The organism is Fusicatenibacter saccharivorans (genome assembly GCF_027667425.1).
In the GTDB taxonomy this organism is placed as follows: Bacteria; Bacillota; Clostridia; order Lachnospirales; family Lachnospiraceae; genus Fusicatenibacter; species Fusicatenibacter saccharivorans.
Genome location: NZ_JAQEGR010000006.1, coordinates 195,923 through 215,752 on the forward strand (window position 1 = coordinate 195,923; position 19,830 = coordinate 215,752).

16 protein-coding genes are annotated in these 19,830 nt (G+C 36.8%); all 16 read left to right on the forward strand.

Annotation, left to right across the window (positions count from 1 at the left end; translation table 11 throughout):
- Positions 1-24: 24 nt before the first annotated feature.
- Positions 25-402, forward strand: coding sequence for a TnpV protein (locus tag PGS38_RS07705; RefSeq protein ID WP_009247523.1), 378 nt, complete (start codon positions 25-27; stop codon positions 400-402).
- A gap of 453 nt (positions 403-855) precedes the next feature.
- Positions 856-2,400, forward strand: coding sequence for an ATP-binding cassette domain-containing protein (locus tag PGS38_RS07710; protein ID WP_009247522.1), 1,545 nt, complete (start codon positions 856-858; stop codon positions 2,398-2,400).
- Between the two features lie 84 nt (positions 2,401-2,484).
- Positions 2,485-2,982 carry a nucleotidyltransferase domain-containing protein gene (locus tag PGS38_RS07715; RefSeq protein WP_009247521.1) on the forward strand — a complete coding sequence of 166 codons (498 nt, stop codon included), beginning with the start codon at positions 2,485-2,487 and terminating at the stop codon, positions 2,980-2,982.
- Between the two features lie 619 nt (positions 2,983-3,601).
- On the forward strand, positions 3,602-3,829 hold the full coding sequence (locus PGS38_RS07720; protein ID WP_008705329.1) for a hypothetical protein: 228 nt from the start codon (positions 3,602-3,604) through the stop codon (positions 3,827-3,829).
- Positions 3,822-4,040, forward strand: coding sequence for a hypothetical protein (locus tag PGS38_RS07725; protein ID WP_055227196.1), 219 nt, complete (start codon positions 3,822-3,824; stop codon positions 4,038-4,040). Before PGS38_RS07720 ends, PGS38_RS07725 begins: the two co-directional genes overlap by 8 nt.
- Positions 4,037-4,387, forward strand: coding sequence for a hypothetical protein (locus tag PGS38_RS17785; protein WP_242856687.1), 351 nt, complete (start codon positions 4,037-4,039; stop codon positions 4,385-4,387). Before PGS38_RS07725 ends, PGS38_RS17785 begins: the two co-directional genes overlap by 4 nt.
- 385 nt (positions 4,388-4,772) lie before the next feature.
- Positions 4,773-5,801, forward strand: coding sequence for a hypothetical protein (locus PGS38_RS07735; protein ID WP_118640014.1), 1,029 nt, complete (start codon positions 4,773-4,775; stop codon positions 5,799-5,801).
- Positions 5,798-6,280 (forward strand): PucR family transcriptional regulator, encoded by a 483-nt coding sequence (locus tag PGS38_RS07740; RefSeq protein WP_158579541.1) that lies wholly within the window; start codon positions 5,798-5,800, stop codon positions 6,278-6,280. The genes PGS38_RS07735 and PGS38_RS07740 overlap by 4 nt, the downstream gene beginning before the upstream one ends.
- Before the next feature lie 220 nt (positions 6,281-6,500).
- A complete protein-coding gene (locus tag PGS38_RS07745; protein WP_118600675.1) occupies positions 6,501-7,568 on the forward strand; it encodes an HD-GYP domain-containing protein in 1,068 nt (355 codons plus the stop codon).
- A 33-nt stretch (positions 7,569-7,601) separates the two neighbouring features.
- Positions 7,602-13,679, forward strand: coding sequence for a Cna B-type domain-containing protein (locus PGS38_RS07750; RefSeq protein ID WP_243037537.1), 6,078 nt, complete (start codon positions 7,602-7,604; stop codon positions 13,677-13,679).
- Positions 13,680-13,861: 182 nt separating this feature from the next.
- Entirely contained in the window at positions 13,862-14,404 is a 543-nt protein-coding gene (gene lepB / locus PGS38_RS07755) for a signal peptidase I (RefSeq protein WP_118600671.1), read from the forward strand.
- Between the two features lie 56 nt (positions 14,405-14,460).
- Positions 14,461-15,639 carry a DUF7601 domain-containing protein gene (locus PGS38_RS07760; RefSeq protein WP_118600669.1) on the forward strand — a complete coding sequence of 393 codons (1,179 nt, stop codon included), beginning with the start codon at positions 14,461-14,463 and terminating at the stop codon, positions 15,637-15,639.
- A 100-nt stretch (positions 15,640-15,739) separates the two neighbouring features.
- A complete protein-coding gene (gene srtB / locus PGS38_RS07765) occupies positions 15,740-16,642 on the forward strand; it encodes a class B sortase (RefSeq protein WP_199671264.1) in 903 nt (300 codons plus the stop codon).
- Entirely contained in the window at positions 16,629-17,318 is a 690-nt protein-coding gene (locus PGS38_RS07770) for a Spy0128 family protein (RefSeq protein ID WP_055227179.1), read from the forward strand. Before srtB ends, PGS38_RS07770 begins: the two co-directional genes overlap by 14 nt.
- Positions 17,319-17,474: 156 nt before the next feature.
- The gene (locus tag PGS38_RS07775) at positions 17,475-17,951 is read left to right on the forward strand and encodes an RrF2 family transcriptional regulator (protein WP_082424891.1); all 477 of its coding nucleotides are present in this window, start codon (positions 17,475-17,477) and stop codon (positions 17,949-17,951) included.
- Between the two features lie 134 nt (positions 17,952-18,085).
- Positions 18,086-19,750, forward strand: coding sequence for a PucR family transcriptional regulator (locus PGS38_RS07780; RefSeq protein ID WP_118600667.1), 1,665 nt, complete (start codon positions 18,086-18,088; stop codon positions 19,748-19,750).
- Positions 19,751-19,830 lie beyond the last annotated feature (80 nt).

The window sequence follows — 19,830 nt, forward strand, 5'->3', positions numbered from 1 at the left end:
AAAAATCACAGGAGGAAAAGGAAAATGACAAAGACAATTTTTGAAGAAATGGGCGGAACTTATAGACAGGTGGGTGATTATTTATTGCCGAACATCACAGTACCAGCCGAAGAAGAAATAGAGCCGATTGGTTTATGGGGGAAACGACATGCAAGGCATTTAAAGGAACACTATAAAGTGTTATATATGAACCTGCTGACAAGCGGAAAGCTGCATAGTTATCTTGCAGAAGTCGATAAGCAAGCAGAGGATATGTTTCTTCGACTGGTAAAGGAATATGCCGACAGACAAGATGTGACGGAACAATTAAAGAAAGATAATCCCTACGAATGGATTGGAAGAATGAATAATATTCAGGCTTGTGTGAGGGAAGTTGTAGGAACGGAGTTGATTTACACATAAGCGTTTTACGGTATGGTGCTCCTGCGTTTGCTGGAGTGCTGTGGTTGTGGTTGTAAAGAGGTTGTGAAAGATTGAATTTCGTAATGGTTGGATGTATAATTAGGAAGTGAAAATTTTAATTTGCACTTCCATAAGGTGAAATGTATTGACACAAAAAATACAGTATGATAGTATTGCCATTAGAAGAAAGAAAGGCACATTTTGTGTAAGGTGAGGAAATGATTAATAGATAATTTGATTTAAGTAAGACACATATAGTTATTGAGCCTGTAGAGAATAGGTTTGTTTTGTGTACGCTTAAGTTGGATTATCGCAAGAGGCATTTCCTTTGTTTTCCTTTTGGAAAAGAAATAAGGGGCTATTTAGCGAGTCTATTTTTGCGTATGCAAAAAAGACTCGTTTTTGTGTGTTCAAAATAATAATTGGCTCAGACTTCGAAAAGGAGAAACTTTAATGTTGCAGATAAAAAAATTAAATTTAACACATAAAAAAGACCTGAGAATAATTCTTAATGATTTCAACCTTGTGCTAAATGATGGAGATAAGGCAGTTATTATTGGAGAAGAGGGAAATGGGAAATCGACATTAATGAAGTGGATATACAATCCGTCGCTTGTAGAAAACTATATAGAAGCAGATGGGGAAAGGATAATGGGACACGAACGTCTTGGTTATCTTCCGCAGGAGATGCTCGATGAAGATAAGGAAAAAACAATATACGAATATTTTTCTGAAGAGGAAATATTCTGGGAGAAAACGCCTAAAGAATTGTCTGTTATTGCGGGAAAATTTGGAATGAAAAATGATTTTTTCTACAGTAACCAGACAATGGGTAGTCTTTCAGGAGGCGAAAAAGTCAAGACACAACTTATGAGGCTTTTCATTCGCGATGTTTCTGTGCTGTTGTTGGACGAACCTTCCAATGACATCGACATTGCGACGCTTACATTACTGGAAAAAATCATAAATGACTGGAAGCACATTGTGCTTTTTATTTCACACGATGAAACGCTGATAGAGCGTACTGCCAACATGGTGATACATATCGAGCAGATTATACGAAAAACAAAGGCGAGATATACCGTGGCAAAGCTTCCCTATAGACGCTATGTGGAAGAACGGCTTCATAAATTTGAAATCCAAAAACAGCGGGCACTGAGTGACCGTAGGGAGAAAAAGATTCGCGATGAAAAATATCAAAGAGTTATGCAGAGTGTACAAGGTGCATTAAGAAGTTGTACCAGACAAGCACCGTCTGTTGCCAAAAACTTAAAGGACAAAATGCATACGGTTAAGGCAATGGAACGAAGATTTGAAAAAGAAGATGAAAATATGACTCAGATGCCGGAACAGGAAGAAGCAATCTTTGTCAAATTAGGGGATGAAAACTCACACATTCCCGCAGGAAAAACGGTCATAGAATATGAACTTTCAAAGCTTGTGACTCCGGATGGCAAAAGAATTTTAGCAGAAGGAATTCATTTAAAAATAAAAGGTTCAGAAAAAATCTGTATGATAGGAGCCAACGGGGCAGGAAAAACGACTCTTCTAAAAAAGATAGCGGAAGAACTCCTAAATCGGAATGACATTAAAGCAGAATATATGCCTCAAACTTATGAAGACCTGCTGGATTTGGATGTTACACCGGTTGATTACCTTGATAAAACAGGAGATAAAGAAGAGCGTACAAGAATTAGAACATACCTTGGTTCACTTAAATACACACCAGATGAAATGGAGCATCCGATTCGGGAGTTATCAGGCGGACAAAAGGCGAAAGTGCTTCTCTTGAGGATGAGCTTAAGTGGTGCAAATGTTCTTATTCTGGATGAACCGACAAGAAATTTTTCACCATTGTCCGGTCCGGTAATAAGAAAAATGCTCCGAGAATTTCCGGGGGCTGTCATTAGCATTTCTCACGATAGAAAGTATATTGAAGAGGTGTGCGATAAAATATATCAGCTAAATCCTAATGGATTACAGCTAATTGGTGATTGATAACAAAAAGGATGAAAGACTGACAAATTTCAGGCTTTTAGTGAGTTGGAAAGCATACAAAGATTTGAATTTGGAGGATAGATTATGGTACGTACAGAAGATGCATGTGAAATTATAAAATATGCTTTGCAAAACGAAATTAAAGTATATTTAGATGGCGGATGGGGTGTTGATGCACTTCTTAAAAGAGAATCAAGAATACACAATGATATTGATTTGTTTGTTGAACTGAAACATTATCATGATTATATTTATGTGATTAAGCAGCATGGATTTGAGGAAGTAAATACTGATTATACAACGGATGGTCATACTGTCTGGAAAGATGATAAACAAAGAATCATTGATTTACATTGTTTTGAATTTACAGATGACGGAATTGTTTATGAGGGAGATATATTTCCATCAAAAACTTTTTCCGGTATTGGAAAAGTTGGAGATATAACTGTTTCTTGTATTGAACCATTGAGTCAGGTAATGCTTCATTTGGGATATGAACACGATAAAAATGATGTGCATGATGTGATGCTGTTGTGTGAAACATTTCAAATAGCAATACCAGATGAATATAAGGAAAAGTAAAATTTCAGTTTTGTGTTGAATCTCTAAGCAAAATAGCTTATAATTTGACATGCTACATATAGTTATTATCCACAGTTATCGAGTAGGTGTTATCAATGCCGATAACAAAATGATAACATTAGCTCGTATAGGCAGGATAATATGGATATATCAAATAATCAAAAGAACGAGAAACATTACAGAGAATAATTCCTAAACAAAAAGCGTTAGTCTTTGTAGAGTTTGAGTAGCGGACTAAATTGCGAAAAAGCCCATAAATAAAGGCTTTGCGGGCTGTCTGGATGTTCCAGTGGAGTGCAAATGGAGTTAAAAAATATTTTTTTTCTTTGTTTTCTTTCCGGAGTTATCTGAGATTTTCGCAAAAAGTAACTATGCTCAGAAAATATAATTAGTGTGAATATGAAGAACAGTTTGTTTTGATGGAAATATTTTCCGTCAGGGCAGACTGTTTTTTTATACCCTTTTTCAATGATATAAACTCCATGATTCAGAGATAACACATATGGAAACTGTAAAATTAAAATAATTTGCTAAATTTCGGAAAATGATGTCCGATTTTGCATCTGCCAGTACAGAGTATATGAAGAGATAAATATTCAAAATACAGGAGGTACTGATTATGCAGAACAAATTATTTTTAAAGGCAGCTGATATATGTGAACTTCTGGAGGTGAAACAGACATCGGCTTATGAGATCATTGGCAATCTGAATAAGGAGCTGGAAGAACAGGGATATTTGACGCTTAGAGGAAAAGTTCCGACAAAGTATTTTGTGAAGCGTTTCTACGGGGTAGAAGATACCTGTGAGATTCCACAGGAAGAAGGAAAGGAATGGTTTCATGCGTAAAAGAAAAATGTATTTATCAGTGGAAGACATTGCCGAACTCTTTGAGTTATCAGTTTCTTTTGCTTACCGGGTGGTGGAAAGAATGAATGCTGATCTGGCAAGTAAGAACTATTATGTGATTCTCGGTCGGGTGCCAACCCGTTATGTAGAGGACAAGATTTATGGTCTGGAACATGTTGAGCAATATTTGAAGGAGGATAAAGCGATATGAGTATAGTGCAGGAAAAAATGTATATGGATGTGGATGATGTGTGGGCAATTCTTGGTGTTTCTAAAGCGTATGCCTACAATTTGATGCGAGAGTACAACAAGGAGTTGAAAGCAAACGATCAGATGTATATGTACAGACAAAGCCCAAGAGCAGATGAGCGAGTAACAAGTACCGAAGCGAATGCAGTGGTTAAGGATGCAGGAAAGACAGATAGAAAAACGGCACAGCAGAAGCAGATGGTAGATGGAAAAGATAAGAAATTATCCATTCATGAACGGCTTGAAATCAATAAGAAGATTATTCAAGAAAAACAGGGAAAAGATAAGCCGGAGAGAGGAGCTGATTGAGGTGTGAGATAAACAGGGGTGCTAGAATAGCGGATACCAGGCTACTAATGAAGGTGTGGGAAGTTGATTCCTGCATCTTTTTTTAGTGTATAAATAAAGTTTTGCTGTATTTATTTGCGAAAATACAGATTACTTAAGGTGGAAAATAATATTACTTTTTGCTATAATACCGCTATATCATTGGCAGATGTTTAGGTTTTAGATAAACATATACTATAAAATACGGAGGTACAACACGAATTGGATACACAATAAAAAATTTTATTGACTCAAACAAATTCCCAGGGATGAAATTAATTAGTGACAATTCAGGAATCAATAGAGAAATAAGAGGAGTTCGAATTATTGTAGCTCCCAACATGGAAAATTTTCTGGGGGGGGTGAGTTGCTCCTAACTTCTTTGCCCGCTTATGAAAAACTAGATGATCATATGATGGTAAGTCACTTAAATGAATTAAATAAAAAGCAGATAAGTGGATTTATTGTGAAAAGAAAGCAGAATACAGCTCATTTAAATAAGTTGTTTGAAACTTTGGTATGTTTTTGTGAAGAACACAATATACCTGTTTTGGAACTTCCACAGGATATCAGTTACTGGTTGGTTATTAAGTATGTACTATCTCAAATATGTAGTAATATCGTAGTTGCAAAATTTATTTATTCTAAATTAACTCGAGATGAAATCAGTCAGTATTTTGCTGGAAGAGCTATTAGAGAGAAAGCAATAGAGAAATTGATTTGTGGTCTGGAAACTATGCTTGGAAATCCTGTTGCTTTGTATGACGCACAATTTCATAATATGTATTCAAGTACATCAGAACCAATTGAATTAAAAATTTTAAAGGATAGCCCAAAATATGTGCCTAATATCATTACGCAGCTTGAATATATACGTCAAAAAAGAAATAATGTTGAATATATAAAAGAAATCGACATTTTCGGTCAGAGTAAGTATTATTTGCTAATATCAGAGATAAACGAACCATTAATGGAATTAGATTTTATAACATTAGAGGGGGCAGTTTCAGCTTTATTATATTTTTTAATTCAAAATGAAACGGTAAAGAGTATTGAAAAGAAATATCATAGAGATTTAGAATATCGAATGCTAAATGGATCGCTGTCAGAATCAGAGAAAGAGGATGTTGCAAATCTGCTTGATCTTAATGCAACAGATGAATATCGGGTTATCACATTTTATTTGAAATCTGGAAACAATAAAGAAAATTTCAGTGCTGAACAAAGAAAAGAGACAAAGATTGTAGAAAAAGCAGTTTTAAAATTTCTACCTAAAGAGTATATTTTTTGTAATACAAATCGAATCATATATATTCACAAGGAAAATAAAAAGAAGGAAAACGGGAATTTCGAAGAAAGCTGGAAAAATTTCAAAAAGAAACGCAAGATCAATTGACAGATAGAAAAGAACAATTTGAATTCCTGATTGGGATAGGAAAAAGTGTTAAAGGTTATCATGATTTGAAAGATTCTTTTGAAGATTCTAAAACTGCAATAGAATACATTGATGTCATTAGAAAGATAACAGGTGATATACAGAAGTCAGTAGTGGATTGTTCAAAATTAGGATTCTTTCATGTTTTTACAAATATTAAGGATGAAAAGCAATTAAGAACATATATACCAGATACAGTCCATGAGATTCATCAGTATGATGTTCAGAAAAATGGAGAACTGATTGATACGCTGGAATGCTATTTGAATCATAAACAAAGTATTCGAAAAACTTCAGAGTTAATGTGCGTGCATGCTCGAACAGTTTCATACCGTTTGCAGAAAATAGTAGAATTGACAGGAATGGATTTTGACAATGTGGCTGAGATATTAGCTGTTCGAAACGGAATTATAATATTAAAAATATTGGAATTGTTATAAAAGATAACGAATCACATGGTTAGTGTGGTTCGTTTTTCTTTTTGGAAAAATTCATATAATGGAACACTTCTTGCAAAATACACACACCATATTTGCAAATTTTGTGCATTATAAAAAATAGAAAGAACGATATACTATTATATGTGAAAATAGTATTAAGGAATATTTTTTTGACATAAACTAGTACCTTTAAGGGTTGAGTTACGTAAGAGGTGGAGTTATGGAGCAGGAAAAACCAATGGTTTGCACAGATAAGGACTTTGACAGGTTTTATGTAGCATTAAAATTAAATCTAAAAACAAATAGGTATGAATGCATTTACTCACATAATCAAGAGGTCTTTGAAATAGCAAGGAAGACAGAAGATTATGATACGTTTATTCAGATATATATAGAGAGATTTATTCATGATGCTGATAAATCAAAGCTACGAGATTTCCTGTTAAGCGATAAGTTAACAGAAAATCTGGTTCATGGCTATGCAGAGCAGGATATCGTATACCGCAGAATAGAGAGTGAAAAATCTTATATAAAGATGAGGGCTAAGAAATATGTGGATATAAAAGATAATATAGCAATGATTACATTACATAATGTAAAAAGAACCTACAGATCCGTAATGGAAATGAAACGAGAACTCCAGAAGAACGAGCGCGATAAGACCAAGCAATATTGGAATATGGTGTCATTATTGTCTACAGTTCTGGATCATAATAATTTATCAGAAGCGGAAAACCAGGACAATATTATTTTCTTTACAAAGCAGATGTATCTCCAACTGCAGAAAAATTATCCGGAATATGGAATTACAGACGAAGAAGTAGAAGCTGTATCACATTTGGCGCCAATTCATGATATTGGAAAAATCAGGGTGCCTGTTGAAATTCTGAACAAAAATGGCAGGCTGACAGATGAAGAGATGGAAACCGTGAGACAACATCCACTGGTTGGAGCTGAAATGACAAAGAAGTTTCCAAAAGGTCTTACTATAGACAAATTAAATGCGCTTAGTTATGAAATCTGCAGACATCATCATGAACGATATGACGGAGCTGGGTATCCGGATGGTTTGCATGGAGAAGAAATTCCTCTTTGTGCACAGGTTGTGGGACTGGCTGATGCATATGATGCCTTAATCAGTCCTCGCCCCTATAAAAGTAAACTGACTCATGGAGAAGCATTGCAAATGATCCTGAACGGGGAATGTGGCTCGTTCTCCCAACCGCTGCTTCATTGTTTTCTGGAAGCGGCAATGCAGAAGGAATGGATAAAAAAGGCAGATAGCTAAGAAAATGAAAATATGTTTTTAGGAGGAATTTGTGTGAAGAGGAAAAAGAGATGGCTAAGATGGATAGCCTGGACACTTTTATTGGTTTTGTGCATGAATAGCGCAGGAACGACAGTTTTGGCAGTTTCAGTGGAAGAAGAGAATATTCCAAATATAAATAGTACTCAAGAGGGTGAACTGCACACAGAAGAATCTATTCCTGAGGAAAGTACATCATTGTCGGAAGAGACGTCGAAAGAAGAAAATACTTCGCCATCAGAAGAGACTCCTGGAGAGGAAATCACCCCGCCATTAGAAGAGATTCCGGAGGAAGAAATTACTCCATCCCCGGGAGAGTTTTCAGAAGAAGAAAAAGCCGTTGAGGAGCAGATTGCACAAGAGGAATCACCAAGGCTTCAGGAGATTTCCGAAGGATTTGATATTGATTTCTATGTTATTATTGATGGAAACAAGGTAAAGCTTCAGCATAATGACATTACCGGCATTGCAACATGGAAAGACGGAAGAACTACCTACTATGGTGTTTCCATTGAGGACCTGCTCCTGATATATGAAGAATTTGGATTTGTAAAAAACAGCGATGGTCAGAATCCAGATGCAAAAAATAAGTTTGTATCTGCATACCGGGGAAAAAGCAGGATAGAATACGGAAAAGTTTATACAGACACAGAATCCGGAAAGACATATGTTTCTTACAATGATGGACAGAATAAACAAGGGGAAGCGATAGATGTTTACTACCTTCCAAATGGAAAAGGCCTTGCATTAAATTTAAAAGATTCTGTAAAAAAGGACAACTCGTTTTATTCCGTAGAGGTAAAGGGAGAAGGGCAGGATCGGATTCGTTATGCATTAACAGGAACTGTAGTGGAAGAAGTTGTGTCTGACTTTAATCCACAATTGCCGGATCAGACAGACCAGATCGAATGGACCTGTATGGGAACAGATGATAAGGTAATAGATGGTGTACGGGAATCAGGGAACCGGACAAGGTTCTCAATCGGAAAGATCACACAGTCTTATGTGCTCCAGAGAGCGGACCAGACAGCCTTTGATATTCAGTTTTATATATATGCAGACAATGAGGTTCGAAAGCTGCCGGCTGATTCACTGAAAAAAGTGTATAAATGGAACCGTCAGGGCAGATGCTATTTATCTGTCAGTGATCTTGCTGAGATTTATAAAGAGTTCGGCTTGAATGCAGAGGAAACACAGTCCGGAAATTATTTTCCATATACAGTCCGTGGTGAGAAGACATTAGCACAGGCGACAGTGGTAACTTATAAAGGACAGCAATATGTATCCTACACCCTGGACAATCAGGACACAACGGTACCGACAGATGTTTACTATATGCCAAAAGGAGCATCTGATGGCGAAAAAATTCCGGATAATGATTCAGACCAGATTAAGCAGAATGAGAACAGTTTCTATTCGGTTACAGTGATCAATCCGGATGGAAATCGAACTGTGAGTTACTATAAGAAAGATTCTGCGGTCACAATTTCCGTTGATCCAGGAGATACGAAGGAAAGCGACTGGCTTTGTGCCAGTGAGGATGAAAATAAAACAATTGCTCCGGTGAAACAGGGCGATAAACTAACCTTTTCTATTGGAAAGATAGAGCAACCATATACGGTTGCATGCAACACTTTTGCACCAGCAACCTTGAACATTAAATTCTATACTTTTGTAAATAATGAGAGATATAATGTTCTAAACGAAGAAATTCCTGTTATAAAAGATACTACAACAAAGCCGGGAACAGTTTATTATTATATTTCTAATGATGAGTTAAAAGAGCATTTTGAAAAATTTCATTACGATGGTTCTATTCAAAATGGAGCAAAAGAGCGTTTTTATTATTCCAAGAGAGATTACGATACAATCCATAATGCAGGGAAATACACGATAGAAGGTCATGAATGTATTTATATAGGAAAGTCCGGAGAGCCGATGGATGTGTATTACCTGCCAGACGGACAGAATATTGCCACAATGAGTGCAAAGACCTTACTAGAACACGACGATGATAGATATAACGGTTTTTACAGTGTGACAGTACAGGATGAAGATGGACAGGTTTACAGCCAAACAGCTTTGCGTGATCTTCCGGCAATTGATTTTGTTGCAAGAAAGTCAACACTTACAAGAACAGTTAGTACAAAGCCGCGTGTAGAAGAACAAACGCAGGATATAAACTGGGAATGCAGAAAGGAAGATGGTACTCTTTCAGCGGTTACATGGAGTAAAAATGAAGCAGAGCATACCATGAGCTTTACTATTCAGCCAGATGATGCAGTACGTCCATATGTGATTGTTCCTGATAATACAGAAAAGCCGGCTGCGGTAAAAGAAGCAAATATCAGTTTTTATGTATTTATCGATGGACATTATAAGCTGATAAAGAACCTCAATGCTGAGCAACATTACATAATCAAAGCAAACAGTGGCCGAGCCAGTCGTTATTATTTGCGAGCTAAACCAGATGATACGATTTCTAAAATTTACAGTGAGTTTGGTTTCACTCCGAGCAAGCTGGAGCCCGGCGCAGATCAGAAAGAGAAGATTCTGTTTGGTTATGCGACAGACAGCCGTGTGTTTGTACAGCACCCTTATAAGGACAACGATGGTACATGGTATATTCCTGTCCTGAAAAACGGGAAAGATGTATCTGTCTATTATTTCTCACAGCCAAACCCACTGAATCCAGACAGAATCGAAAATTATTTTGATCGTTTGACAGGACTTTCTTCTCAGGTTGGGCTGGCAGGAAGACATTTCAGTGTAGAGGAAAGTTTTCATCTGATTGAAGTGTTGGATCCACTGAATCTGACCAAAAGAGAAGCAATTAAGAGACAGTATGTAGGCCATGGGGAAGCATATACTTTGGAAGTACCAAAGAGGGCAAGTTTAGAAGGTGAGTATTATGGCAAGGAGATTGTCTGGAGTTGTACATCTAATGACAGGGACGAAAATGAGGTTCTTCCAGAACCGTCCGGAAATGATAAGGTAAAATTTGAAATTCCGAAGGTTAACTCATCTTATGAGGTGATCGCAGACAAACCGCTGGAGTCTGGGGCAGTCAGGGTTATCTATAATACAACTCGTTATATGAAGAAACTTCCTAAGGAAGCTAAGTTGACCCCTCAGGTTGAGAATAAGACAAGACATACAGATGATTATGAGAATGAAATAGAAGCTGGAAAACATAACGTTAAGTCACCATATCCGCTAGTTTATGATCATGAAGATAATGACAGCAAAGAGTTGGAACAGTATGAATTCGATCATTGGGATTACAGAAACAAAGACGGAAAGTGGCAGGAATGCGGTGCAGGGGATTCTATTTCTGATCTTATAAATAATAGTGCAAGACAGCCAATCACCCTCTATGCAGCGTGGCGTAAGGTTAGTAACCAAAATCGAAAACAGGTACAGTTTTATATCTGTAAGTCAGCGATGCCGGAAGATGGTTCGGTAGCATTACCAACCACGAATGTAGACGATTATACAAGTGCGGTTGCCGTGGCAAACTGTAATGTGAAGGCAAGTATATTGCATGATGTTCCAGTTCTTGGAAATAAGAATCCATCTACGTGGGAACAGTATGCGGATGGAAATAAGAGAGTGCAAGAACTTTTGCAGGGAACTAAACCAGATGAGGGATATATTGGAAATGGAGACTATATCTACAAGATAGATAGAATTCCTTCCGATGAAGAGGTATTCCAGACAATTCGTGAAAGCGGACGTATGATTCGTATCGGAGACAGGGAGATTCCGCCATCGAAATTAGATACCGAATTCTTCACCATTTATTGGTATTCTTTCAAAAGTGAAATGTCCGATGGGTGGCATATTGACGGACGTATTGTAGCAAAAAATGGTTACCTGACAGTAAAGAAAGATTTTGTCGGAATGCCGGAAGCAATAGAGAAAGTCAAGAAAGATTATTATATCCAGGTAGATATGGATGAAAAGCTTTTAGATGGAAAACCTCAGCCACCTGCATTTCATGAGCATATGAAACTTGTGCTTCCTTCAGAAGATAGCCAGAAACCGGATGCAGAAGCTCCGCAAGCGGAGGATGCTCCAATAGAAGTTGTAGGTACATGGACAGATGATACACATACAAGCTGTACGTGGATCGTTAAGGCGGACTCATTCTGGAAATACACATTAAAAGAGTACAACTATAAGCCAAAAGATTCGAATGTGAAATTTTCAGGTTGGTACAATGTCCGCAATTCTCATGAACAAGGAGATAATGTAAATTCATGGGAAGCATATCCAGAAAGTGGAATTCAATTCACAGGACGTGGAATTGGACGCGGTGGTGAGACTCTTACTATTGAATTGGAGAACCGTTATCAGAAAGAGGGAATACTCACACTGAACAAATTTGATGAGTCTACCGGACATGGAATGGAGAAGATCAATTTTGCTGTCAGTAAGAACGGTGTTGAGGAGGAAACGGTAACAACTGATAAATACGGAATCGCACAACTTCACATTCCGTTACAAGATGAAAACAAACAGAACAGAACAGCAACTGAGACGTATTTGTTGCGAGAGACAAACTTACCGACGGGATATGTAGACACAGGAGATATACAGATCACCGTTGAGATTGCCAATGGAGCATTCAAAATCATTGATGCAAAATTGGTGGATAGGGAGGCTAACGAAAATCAGGAGGCTGTTAAGGCACCAGTTGATGGTAAGATAGACGGAAAATCTGTTCTGTTTCAGCGAGGAGATACCAGCCTTAATATCCGAAATTTTGCTAAAACAGGCACTCTGCATATCAAAAAGACATGGGAAAATCCAAATGATGCACTGACGGAAAAACAGGTGAAAATCAGATTGTATCAGAATGGAATTTCTACAGGACAGGAATTCCTGCTGAATGAAGAGAACGGATGGGAACACACAGTCGACAATGTTCCACTATTCCAGGACAGAAATCCGGTGGAATATAAGGTGGAAGAAATTGAGATAGGAAAGACACATTATTCTTCGGAATACGGGGATGGTTTCCTATATTATGAAGTTATTTATCCAGAGATTCAGTATTTCGATTCAAATGGACAACAAATATTCCCGAAGGATGAGAATGAGTTCAAGGATGTTTCCAAGATGGAACTGGAAGTGCAGAATCTGCATTTCAATCTTGCTGAACGAAGTTTCTTAAAGACGGATGATCTTCCAAGAAACCGACTTGCTGGTGCAGGTTTTCTGTTCTACAAAGTACCGTATGATGATGTTACGAAAGAATATGCGGATGATACAGGATATACAGTAGATTATGACAATACACAGAGCAAGGACGATATCGTTCTGAAAAAGGATGGTCAGAAGTGTAATCCTGATTTTGACTTGCAACTGACTGATGAGAATGGAATGCTTCAGTTATCGGAGGAGATACCAGATGGCAGATACTGGATGGTAGAATCTGTTACTCCGAACAAAAAGAACAAAGCAGATAAAACCAAAACACAGTATCAGGATAACTTTAATTTATATATGGTCGATGTAGAATCCGATATTTTATTCCTATATGAGAAATCACCGACGACAAATACCTGGAGAGCTGTTTCGGACAGACATATCGTCAATCATCCGCAAAAAGGCGGGGTGACGGTTGAGATTACAAAGGAAGTCACTGGTCCACTTGGAAACCGCAAGAAGCCATTTGATATGGAAATTCTCTATTGGGAAGATGGTCAAAAGCTGCGTAGTAAGACACTTAGAACATCCTTGAAACATGGAGATAAAGTTACATTACAAAATGTAGATATATCTTCGGATATCATAATAACAGAAACTGTTGATACATCAAAATACGCTGTTTCGATTTCTAAAAAAGAAGAGAATGATAAGTATTCAAATCCAGTTCAGGCAACATCGAATGAAAATACGGCTGTCATGAAACAGCGGATTGAGGCTGCACGAGGAGATGTGATTGAGTTAAAAATCACAAACGAAAACACACAATCAATACCGGAAACAGGGGTTCGTCTGGGAACAAGCAGGCATGTATGGCTATTACTCGCTATAAGTATCGTTATGGTTCTGTTTTTCTGGAGAAGACGGAAAATGGAATAGACACTGCTATGGAACAAAACTTGCAAAAATACATCCGCCTTTTTACATGTTTGTTGCATTGGAATAAAAAAATAAACCACTATAATAAAGGGTACAAACTAGTACCGTGGATGTCTGAGTTGACCTAAAACAAATAAATCCCCTAGAAGGGTTATGGGCATCCATTTTTATGGAAGGATAGGATGAAGAACGAAACTGAACGGTCAAATAAAAACAACAATATAATACAGGAAACATCTGTAGCACAGGATATTGTTCAGTTGTTATTGAAGATTGCATTTATTATCTTAGCAGTATTTCTTATTTTTACATTTCTCTATGGAATTGTAAGAATAAATGATGTCTCCATGAAACCGGCAATCAAAGACGGTGATCTGGTCATGTATTACCGATTGGATAAAAGGTTTATCTCCGGTGATGTTGCAGTGTTTGAAGCTGATGGCAGAACCACGACCGGACGTGTTGTGGCAGTAGCAGGAGACACCGTTGACATTACAAAAAACGGACTGAAGATAAATGGTGCAGAACAGATATCTCAGGACATTTACTTTGATACCACCCAATTCAAAGATGGAGTGGATTTCCCGGTCACAGTCGGGAGCGGCCAGGTATTTATACTTGGAGATAACAGGCCTCAGGCATCGGACAGCCGAATTTATGGCTGCATTGATATAAAAGATGTCAAAGGAAAAGTCATCGCGATTATTCGGAGCAGGGGAATTTAATTACCAGAGCCGTTAATCAAATAAAAAACAAAATAATTTACAAGGGAGGAACTAAAATGAGCATGAAAAAATTCACTAAGAAAATGCTCGCAATTGTCGCAGCAGGTGCTATGACAATGGGAATGGCAATGCCGGCAATGGCAGCGGATCAAACAACGACAGACACAAAAAATAATGCAAAGGAAGCCTATATCAGCAAGACCTACAACACTGAGGTGGGAAAAGCAGAGACATTTAGCTTTACTGCTACACAGATTATGGAGGGGGATGATGTAATACATACTGCTCATGCTGTTGAAATACCAACAATCAGTTTTGAAACAACTGATCTTGGTACAACTACAAAAACTAAGAAAATTAATTTAGTAGGCACTGATTTTCCTGAAGCTGGTAGATATTCCTATACAGTAGAAGAGAACGAAACGGCTAATCCGTCTGTTACAGAGACAGCATATGAAAAACTGATTATGTCCGATGCTGAGTATAGAATGGATGTATATGTTGTTGAGAAAACTGGTGGAACACTTGAAATTGATAAGATCATTGTAAATAAGACAAAAGATGACAAAGGTAAAGCAACAACAGGTAAAGTAGATATTGGTGGTGATGCAAGCAAGAATGGTTTCAACTTTGTCAACACCTATGTACAGGAAGCTGGTACAGGTGAGAAACCAGATCCGAATAAGCCAGATCCTGACTATAAAACAAACGGTGCATTGAACGTATCCAAGAAGGTTATTCAGAATGTAACAGATGCCGAAAAATCTCTTCCAACTGAGAAATTCGACTTTACTGCAAAATTTGAATTCCCGGCAGGAACAGATGCAAAAACACTTGGCGGTGTAAAAGACAAAGATGGTAAAGATGTTACGTTAGACGCGACTGGACAATGTACATTCCAGCTGGGAAATGGCGAGAACATGAAATTCACAGGTCTTCCAGTAGGAACAACGATTACCGTAACTGAGGCTGCAAAAGCAAACTACAAGGGAAGCACTGTAGTTACACTTAATGGTGTGGAGACATCTAAAGCAGCACAAAAATACAATGAAGCAATTACAGCCAGTGGTAAACTCGGCCAGAAAAAGAACATTGTTGACGTAACCAACAGATTCAACAACGTACCAACAACTGGTATTATCATGAACACTCTTCCATACGTTCTGATGGTTGCTCTTTGTGCTGTAGCACTGTTTGGATTCGTTGCTTTCAAACGCAAAAAAGTACAGAAATAATTACATAAAATCATAAAAGTAACAGCAAAGGGAATGCGTGCGGCGATACTCCGTCGCATTCCCTTTTGCAATAAGAAAGGAAACTTCAGGAATATTTCATATGAAAAAAGCAGCAAAGTTTTTAGTCAAAATAGTCGATCATATGGTGAATTTTATAGCGTTATTGCTGATTCTTATGGTAATGTTCCTGTCATGCTATATGTTATGGGATTCCAATCAGGTATATCAGGCGGCTGATGCGAAGAACTACGAAGCCTATATTCCAACAGAAAAACATACGAAATCTTTTGAAGAATTGCAGAAAATCAATCCGGATATTATTGGCTGGATTCGAATAAATGAAACAAACGTTAATTATCCGCTGCTTCAGGCAGAAGATGATGATACTTATATGAATACGGATGCCGAAGGCAAATATTCTTTAAGTGGTTCCATATTTTTGCACTGTGCAAACAAACCGGATTTTTCCGATTTTAACAATATGATTTATGGACACCATATGGAAAAACACATGATGTTTGGAGATGTGGGGCTATTCGCAGATAAGGAGTATTTTGACGAACATCCATACGGAAATCTTTTTTTTGATGGAAAAGATCATGGAATTGAATTTTATGCATTGATTCAGGCAGATGCTTATAATGAGCGGCTGTTCAGTGTCAGTTCAGAGGAACCGGCAGCAAAACAGGCGTATCTGCAGGAAATATCGGACAATGCTTTACATAAAAGAAACATTGAACTTACTGAAAATGACCATTTGGTTCTTCTGATAACATGTACCTCAGACATGACAAATGGAAGAAATATATTAGTAGGAAGGCTTACGGATCAGGTCTATCCTGAGAAAGAGAAAGCCAAGAATCTGGGAACTGGAATTGATAAATTGAAAGAAAAGATGATTCAGGTGCCGGTTATCTACTGGATACTTTTGCTAATTATCGTTCTATTGCTGATAGATAGAAAATTAAAGAAGAAGGGAAAGAAAAAACATGAAAATTCTTGATTTAAAGAAAACAGCTGTCATATTGGTGACTATGCTCCTTTTTCTGAGCATGCAGATATCAGCGTTTGCATCTGATAACTGTACTGTAGTGAAAATTCCGGTGAGACAGATCTTTGACAGTGAAGTGGAAGGCATTGCAGATGAATTTTCTTATATTATGACAACCGATCAAAGCGACGCACCAATGCCAGCCGGAAGCCGCAATATGCAGTATTCCTGGACAATGGAAAAGAATGCAGCAACAGAGATTATACTGAATGTAAAAACAGCAGGACAGTATCATTATAACATTTATCAGACGACAGAAAAAAAGGATGATTATAAATATGATCAAAACAGGTACTATGTGACTGTCGAGGCTTACTATAATGAATCGAATCAGTTAAAAGTTGTCACAATTGTAGCAAATGAGAAGGGGGAGAAAATAGAAGCGATCTCTTTTAAAAACAGTTATATGGGAGAAGAAAAGCCGAATCTAACACAGCCCTCAAACCCGTCACAACCATCTGGTCCGTCCTATTCGGATGGATTAGGAAAAACCAATAGCGTAAAGACTGGAGATGACAGTCCTGTTATGGGATATTTCTTATTGCTGTTTGGTTCACTGATTTGTCTAAGTGTTTTAATCCATAAAAAACAGAAAAGAAATAAGGGAGAATCACAAGATGAGGCATAATATATGGAAAAAATACATAAAAATTTTATGTTCTTGGATTTTGATTCTTTCTATATGTTTTTTATCCTTAAATGTAGTAGTTGAAGCATCAGGCACAGATATGGAAATGAAAGGTTATACAATATCCCGAATTTATTAGACTTGAGGCGATAAAAGATGAAGCGCAAGGATAATAATTCGGGATTTTTCCTGTTTTGGAGAGGAGCAATTATGCAATTAAAAATTACAACGGATTATGCGATCAGAATAGTATATTATCTGGCTTGTCGTGGTGAAGTAATCACTGCGTCTGAGTTAGCTTACGAATTAAAGATTCCAGAAAGCTATATTCCAAAGATCACAAAAAAATTAAAAGAAGCGAATATAATTACAGCTTGCGAAGGAATAAAAGGTGGGTATTCACTTGTGAAAAAAACAGAAGATATTTCTCTGTTTGACATAATATCCTCCACGGAAGTAACCATGAAATTAAATCGTTGTTTAGAAGAGGATGGGTTTTGTTCCAGAAATGCAACAGAGCATTGTAAAGTACATAAAATATTGCTGGATGTGCAGCAAACTTATGACAATCTACTAAAGGGCATAAAGGTCTCGGAGATTATAAAACCAGATGCCGATGAGTTATCAGAATAGCTAAGAAAACAAACTAGAGAATATGAAAAACAATTATAGAAATAACTCCACCAATATATTAAAATAGATATAGCATAACATAATAAGGCAAAATAAAGATAAATCAAATCAATTGTAAAAGGAAGGGAATACAAATGGGGTATACAGTAAAGGACTTGCTTGAATCAAACAATTTCTCGGAAATGCAACTGATAAGTGATGATTCTGGAATTGGTCGTGAAATTAAAGGAGTCCGAATCATTGAAGTGCCAGATATGGAAAAATTCCTGGGGGGGGGTGAGCTGCTCCTGACAAGTATGCGAGCCTATGAAGCCACAGAGGAAGATGTTTTTTTGCATCATTTAAAAGAATTGGATAAAAAGCAGATAAGTGGATTTATAGTAAAGTGCTGTCAGAGAACTGAACACCTGAAAAGACTGTTTGATATTTTAATGGAATTTTCGCAGGAACATCATTTGCCCGTGATAGAAATTTCTGAGGATTTGTATTTTTGGGGGATTATTAAGCATATACTACTTCAGTTGTGTGATATTGAAACTGCAAAACTGAAATATTTTAAGATGACACATGATAATTTAAGTAATATTTTACTGAACGTGATAGATTCAAGGGAATCTATAGAGAGAATATTTTTCTTGATCAGTACCATGCTCGGGAATCCGGTCGGTTTATATAACGCAGATGGAACCTGTCTTTTTTCAAGTAATTCGGAAACACAGGATTTTAGAATTGAAAAAAATATTGCGGAATATAAGTCTGGAATTATAACCAGATATCAATATTTGTGTCAAAAAAGAAAAAATACTAACTATATTGAATATATTAAGAAGCTCAATATATTTGAAAGACAGGAAATGTATTTTGTTGTTTCAGAACAGAATGAACCATTGAGGGAATTAGATTTTATCGCGTTAGAGAATATTATCATTACATTACAGTTTAGTTTGATCAGACATGTATTAGAAGAGAATCTTGAAAAACGACATCTAAGAGATTTGGAATATCGTATGCTGAATGGTTCGCTGTCAAATGATGAAGAAAATGAAGTTGCAGGTATGCTTGGTCTTAATGATGCAGAGATATATCGGGTTGTCACTTTCCGTATGGATGCAATAAAGAATATGGAAAAATTTACCAATGCCCAGATAAAAGAAACAGAATTGGTCGAAAACGAAATTATACGTTATTTACCGAGGGAGCCTATTTTTTTGCAAACCAACCAGATTGTATATATTCACAGAGAAACGGAACGGGAAACCGGATTGGAATTTCGTAAAAAACTGGAGAAACTGCAGAAAACGATACAAGAATTTCTAGTTAATAGGGGAGTTGAAATAGATTTTCTGATTGGTATAGGTAAAACTGTCACAGGATACCATGAATTGAAGGAGTCTTTTAAATCTTCTAAAATTGCGCTTAAATATATTAAAGTTATTAGACGAATAATCGGAGACGAGGATAAGTCAGTTATAGATAGTACAAAGGTAGGATTCTTTTATCAGATACTGGAAAAGATGAAAGATATAAATCAGTTGCAAGCGTTTATACCGGAGTCATTGAATAAACTTCGCCAGTACGATATTCAGAAAAATGGAGAGCTGGTTGATACATTGGAATGTTATCTGAATGTCAACCAAAGCTTAAAAAAGACTTCTGAATTAATGTTTATTCATTATCGAACTGTTTCATATCGTTTGCAGAAAATAATAGAAATAACGAATATAGATTTTAATAATCCAGCAGAAGTGCTTAGTGTTCGAATTGGATTGATAGCAATTCGAGTTCTTGAAGTAATGTAGAATTTTTAAGAATCTTTTGGAGAGGCAAAGATGAGATTCATAATATTAAAAATATTGGAATTGTTATAAAAGATAACGAA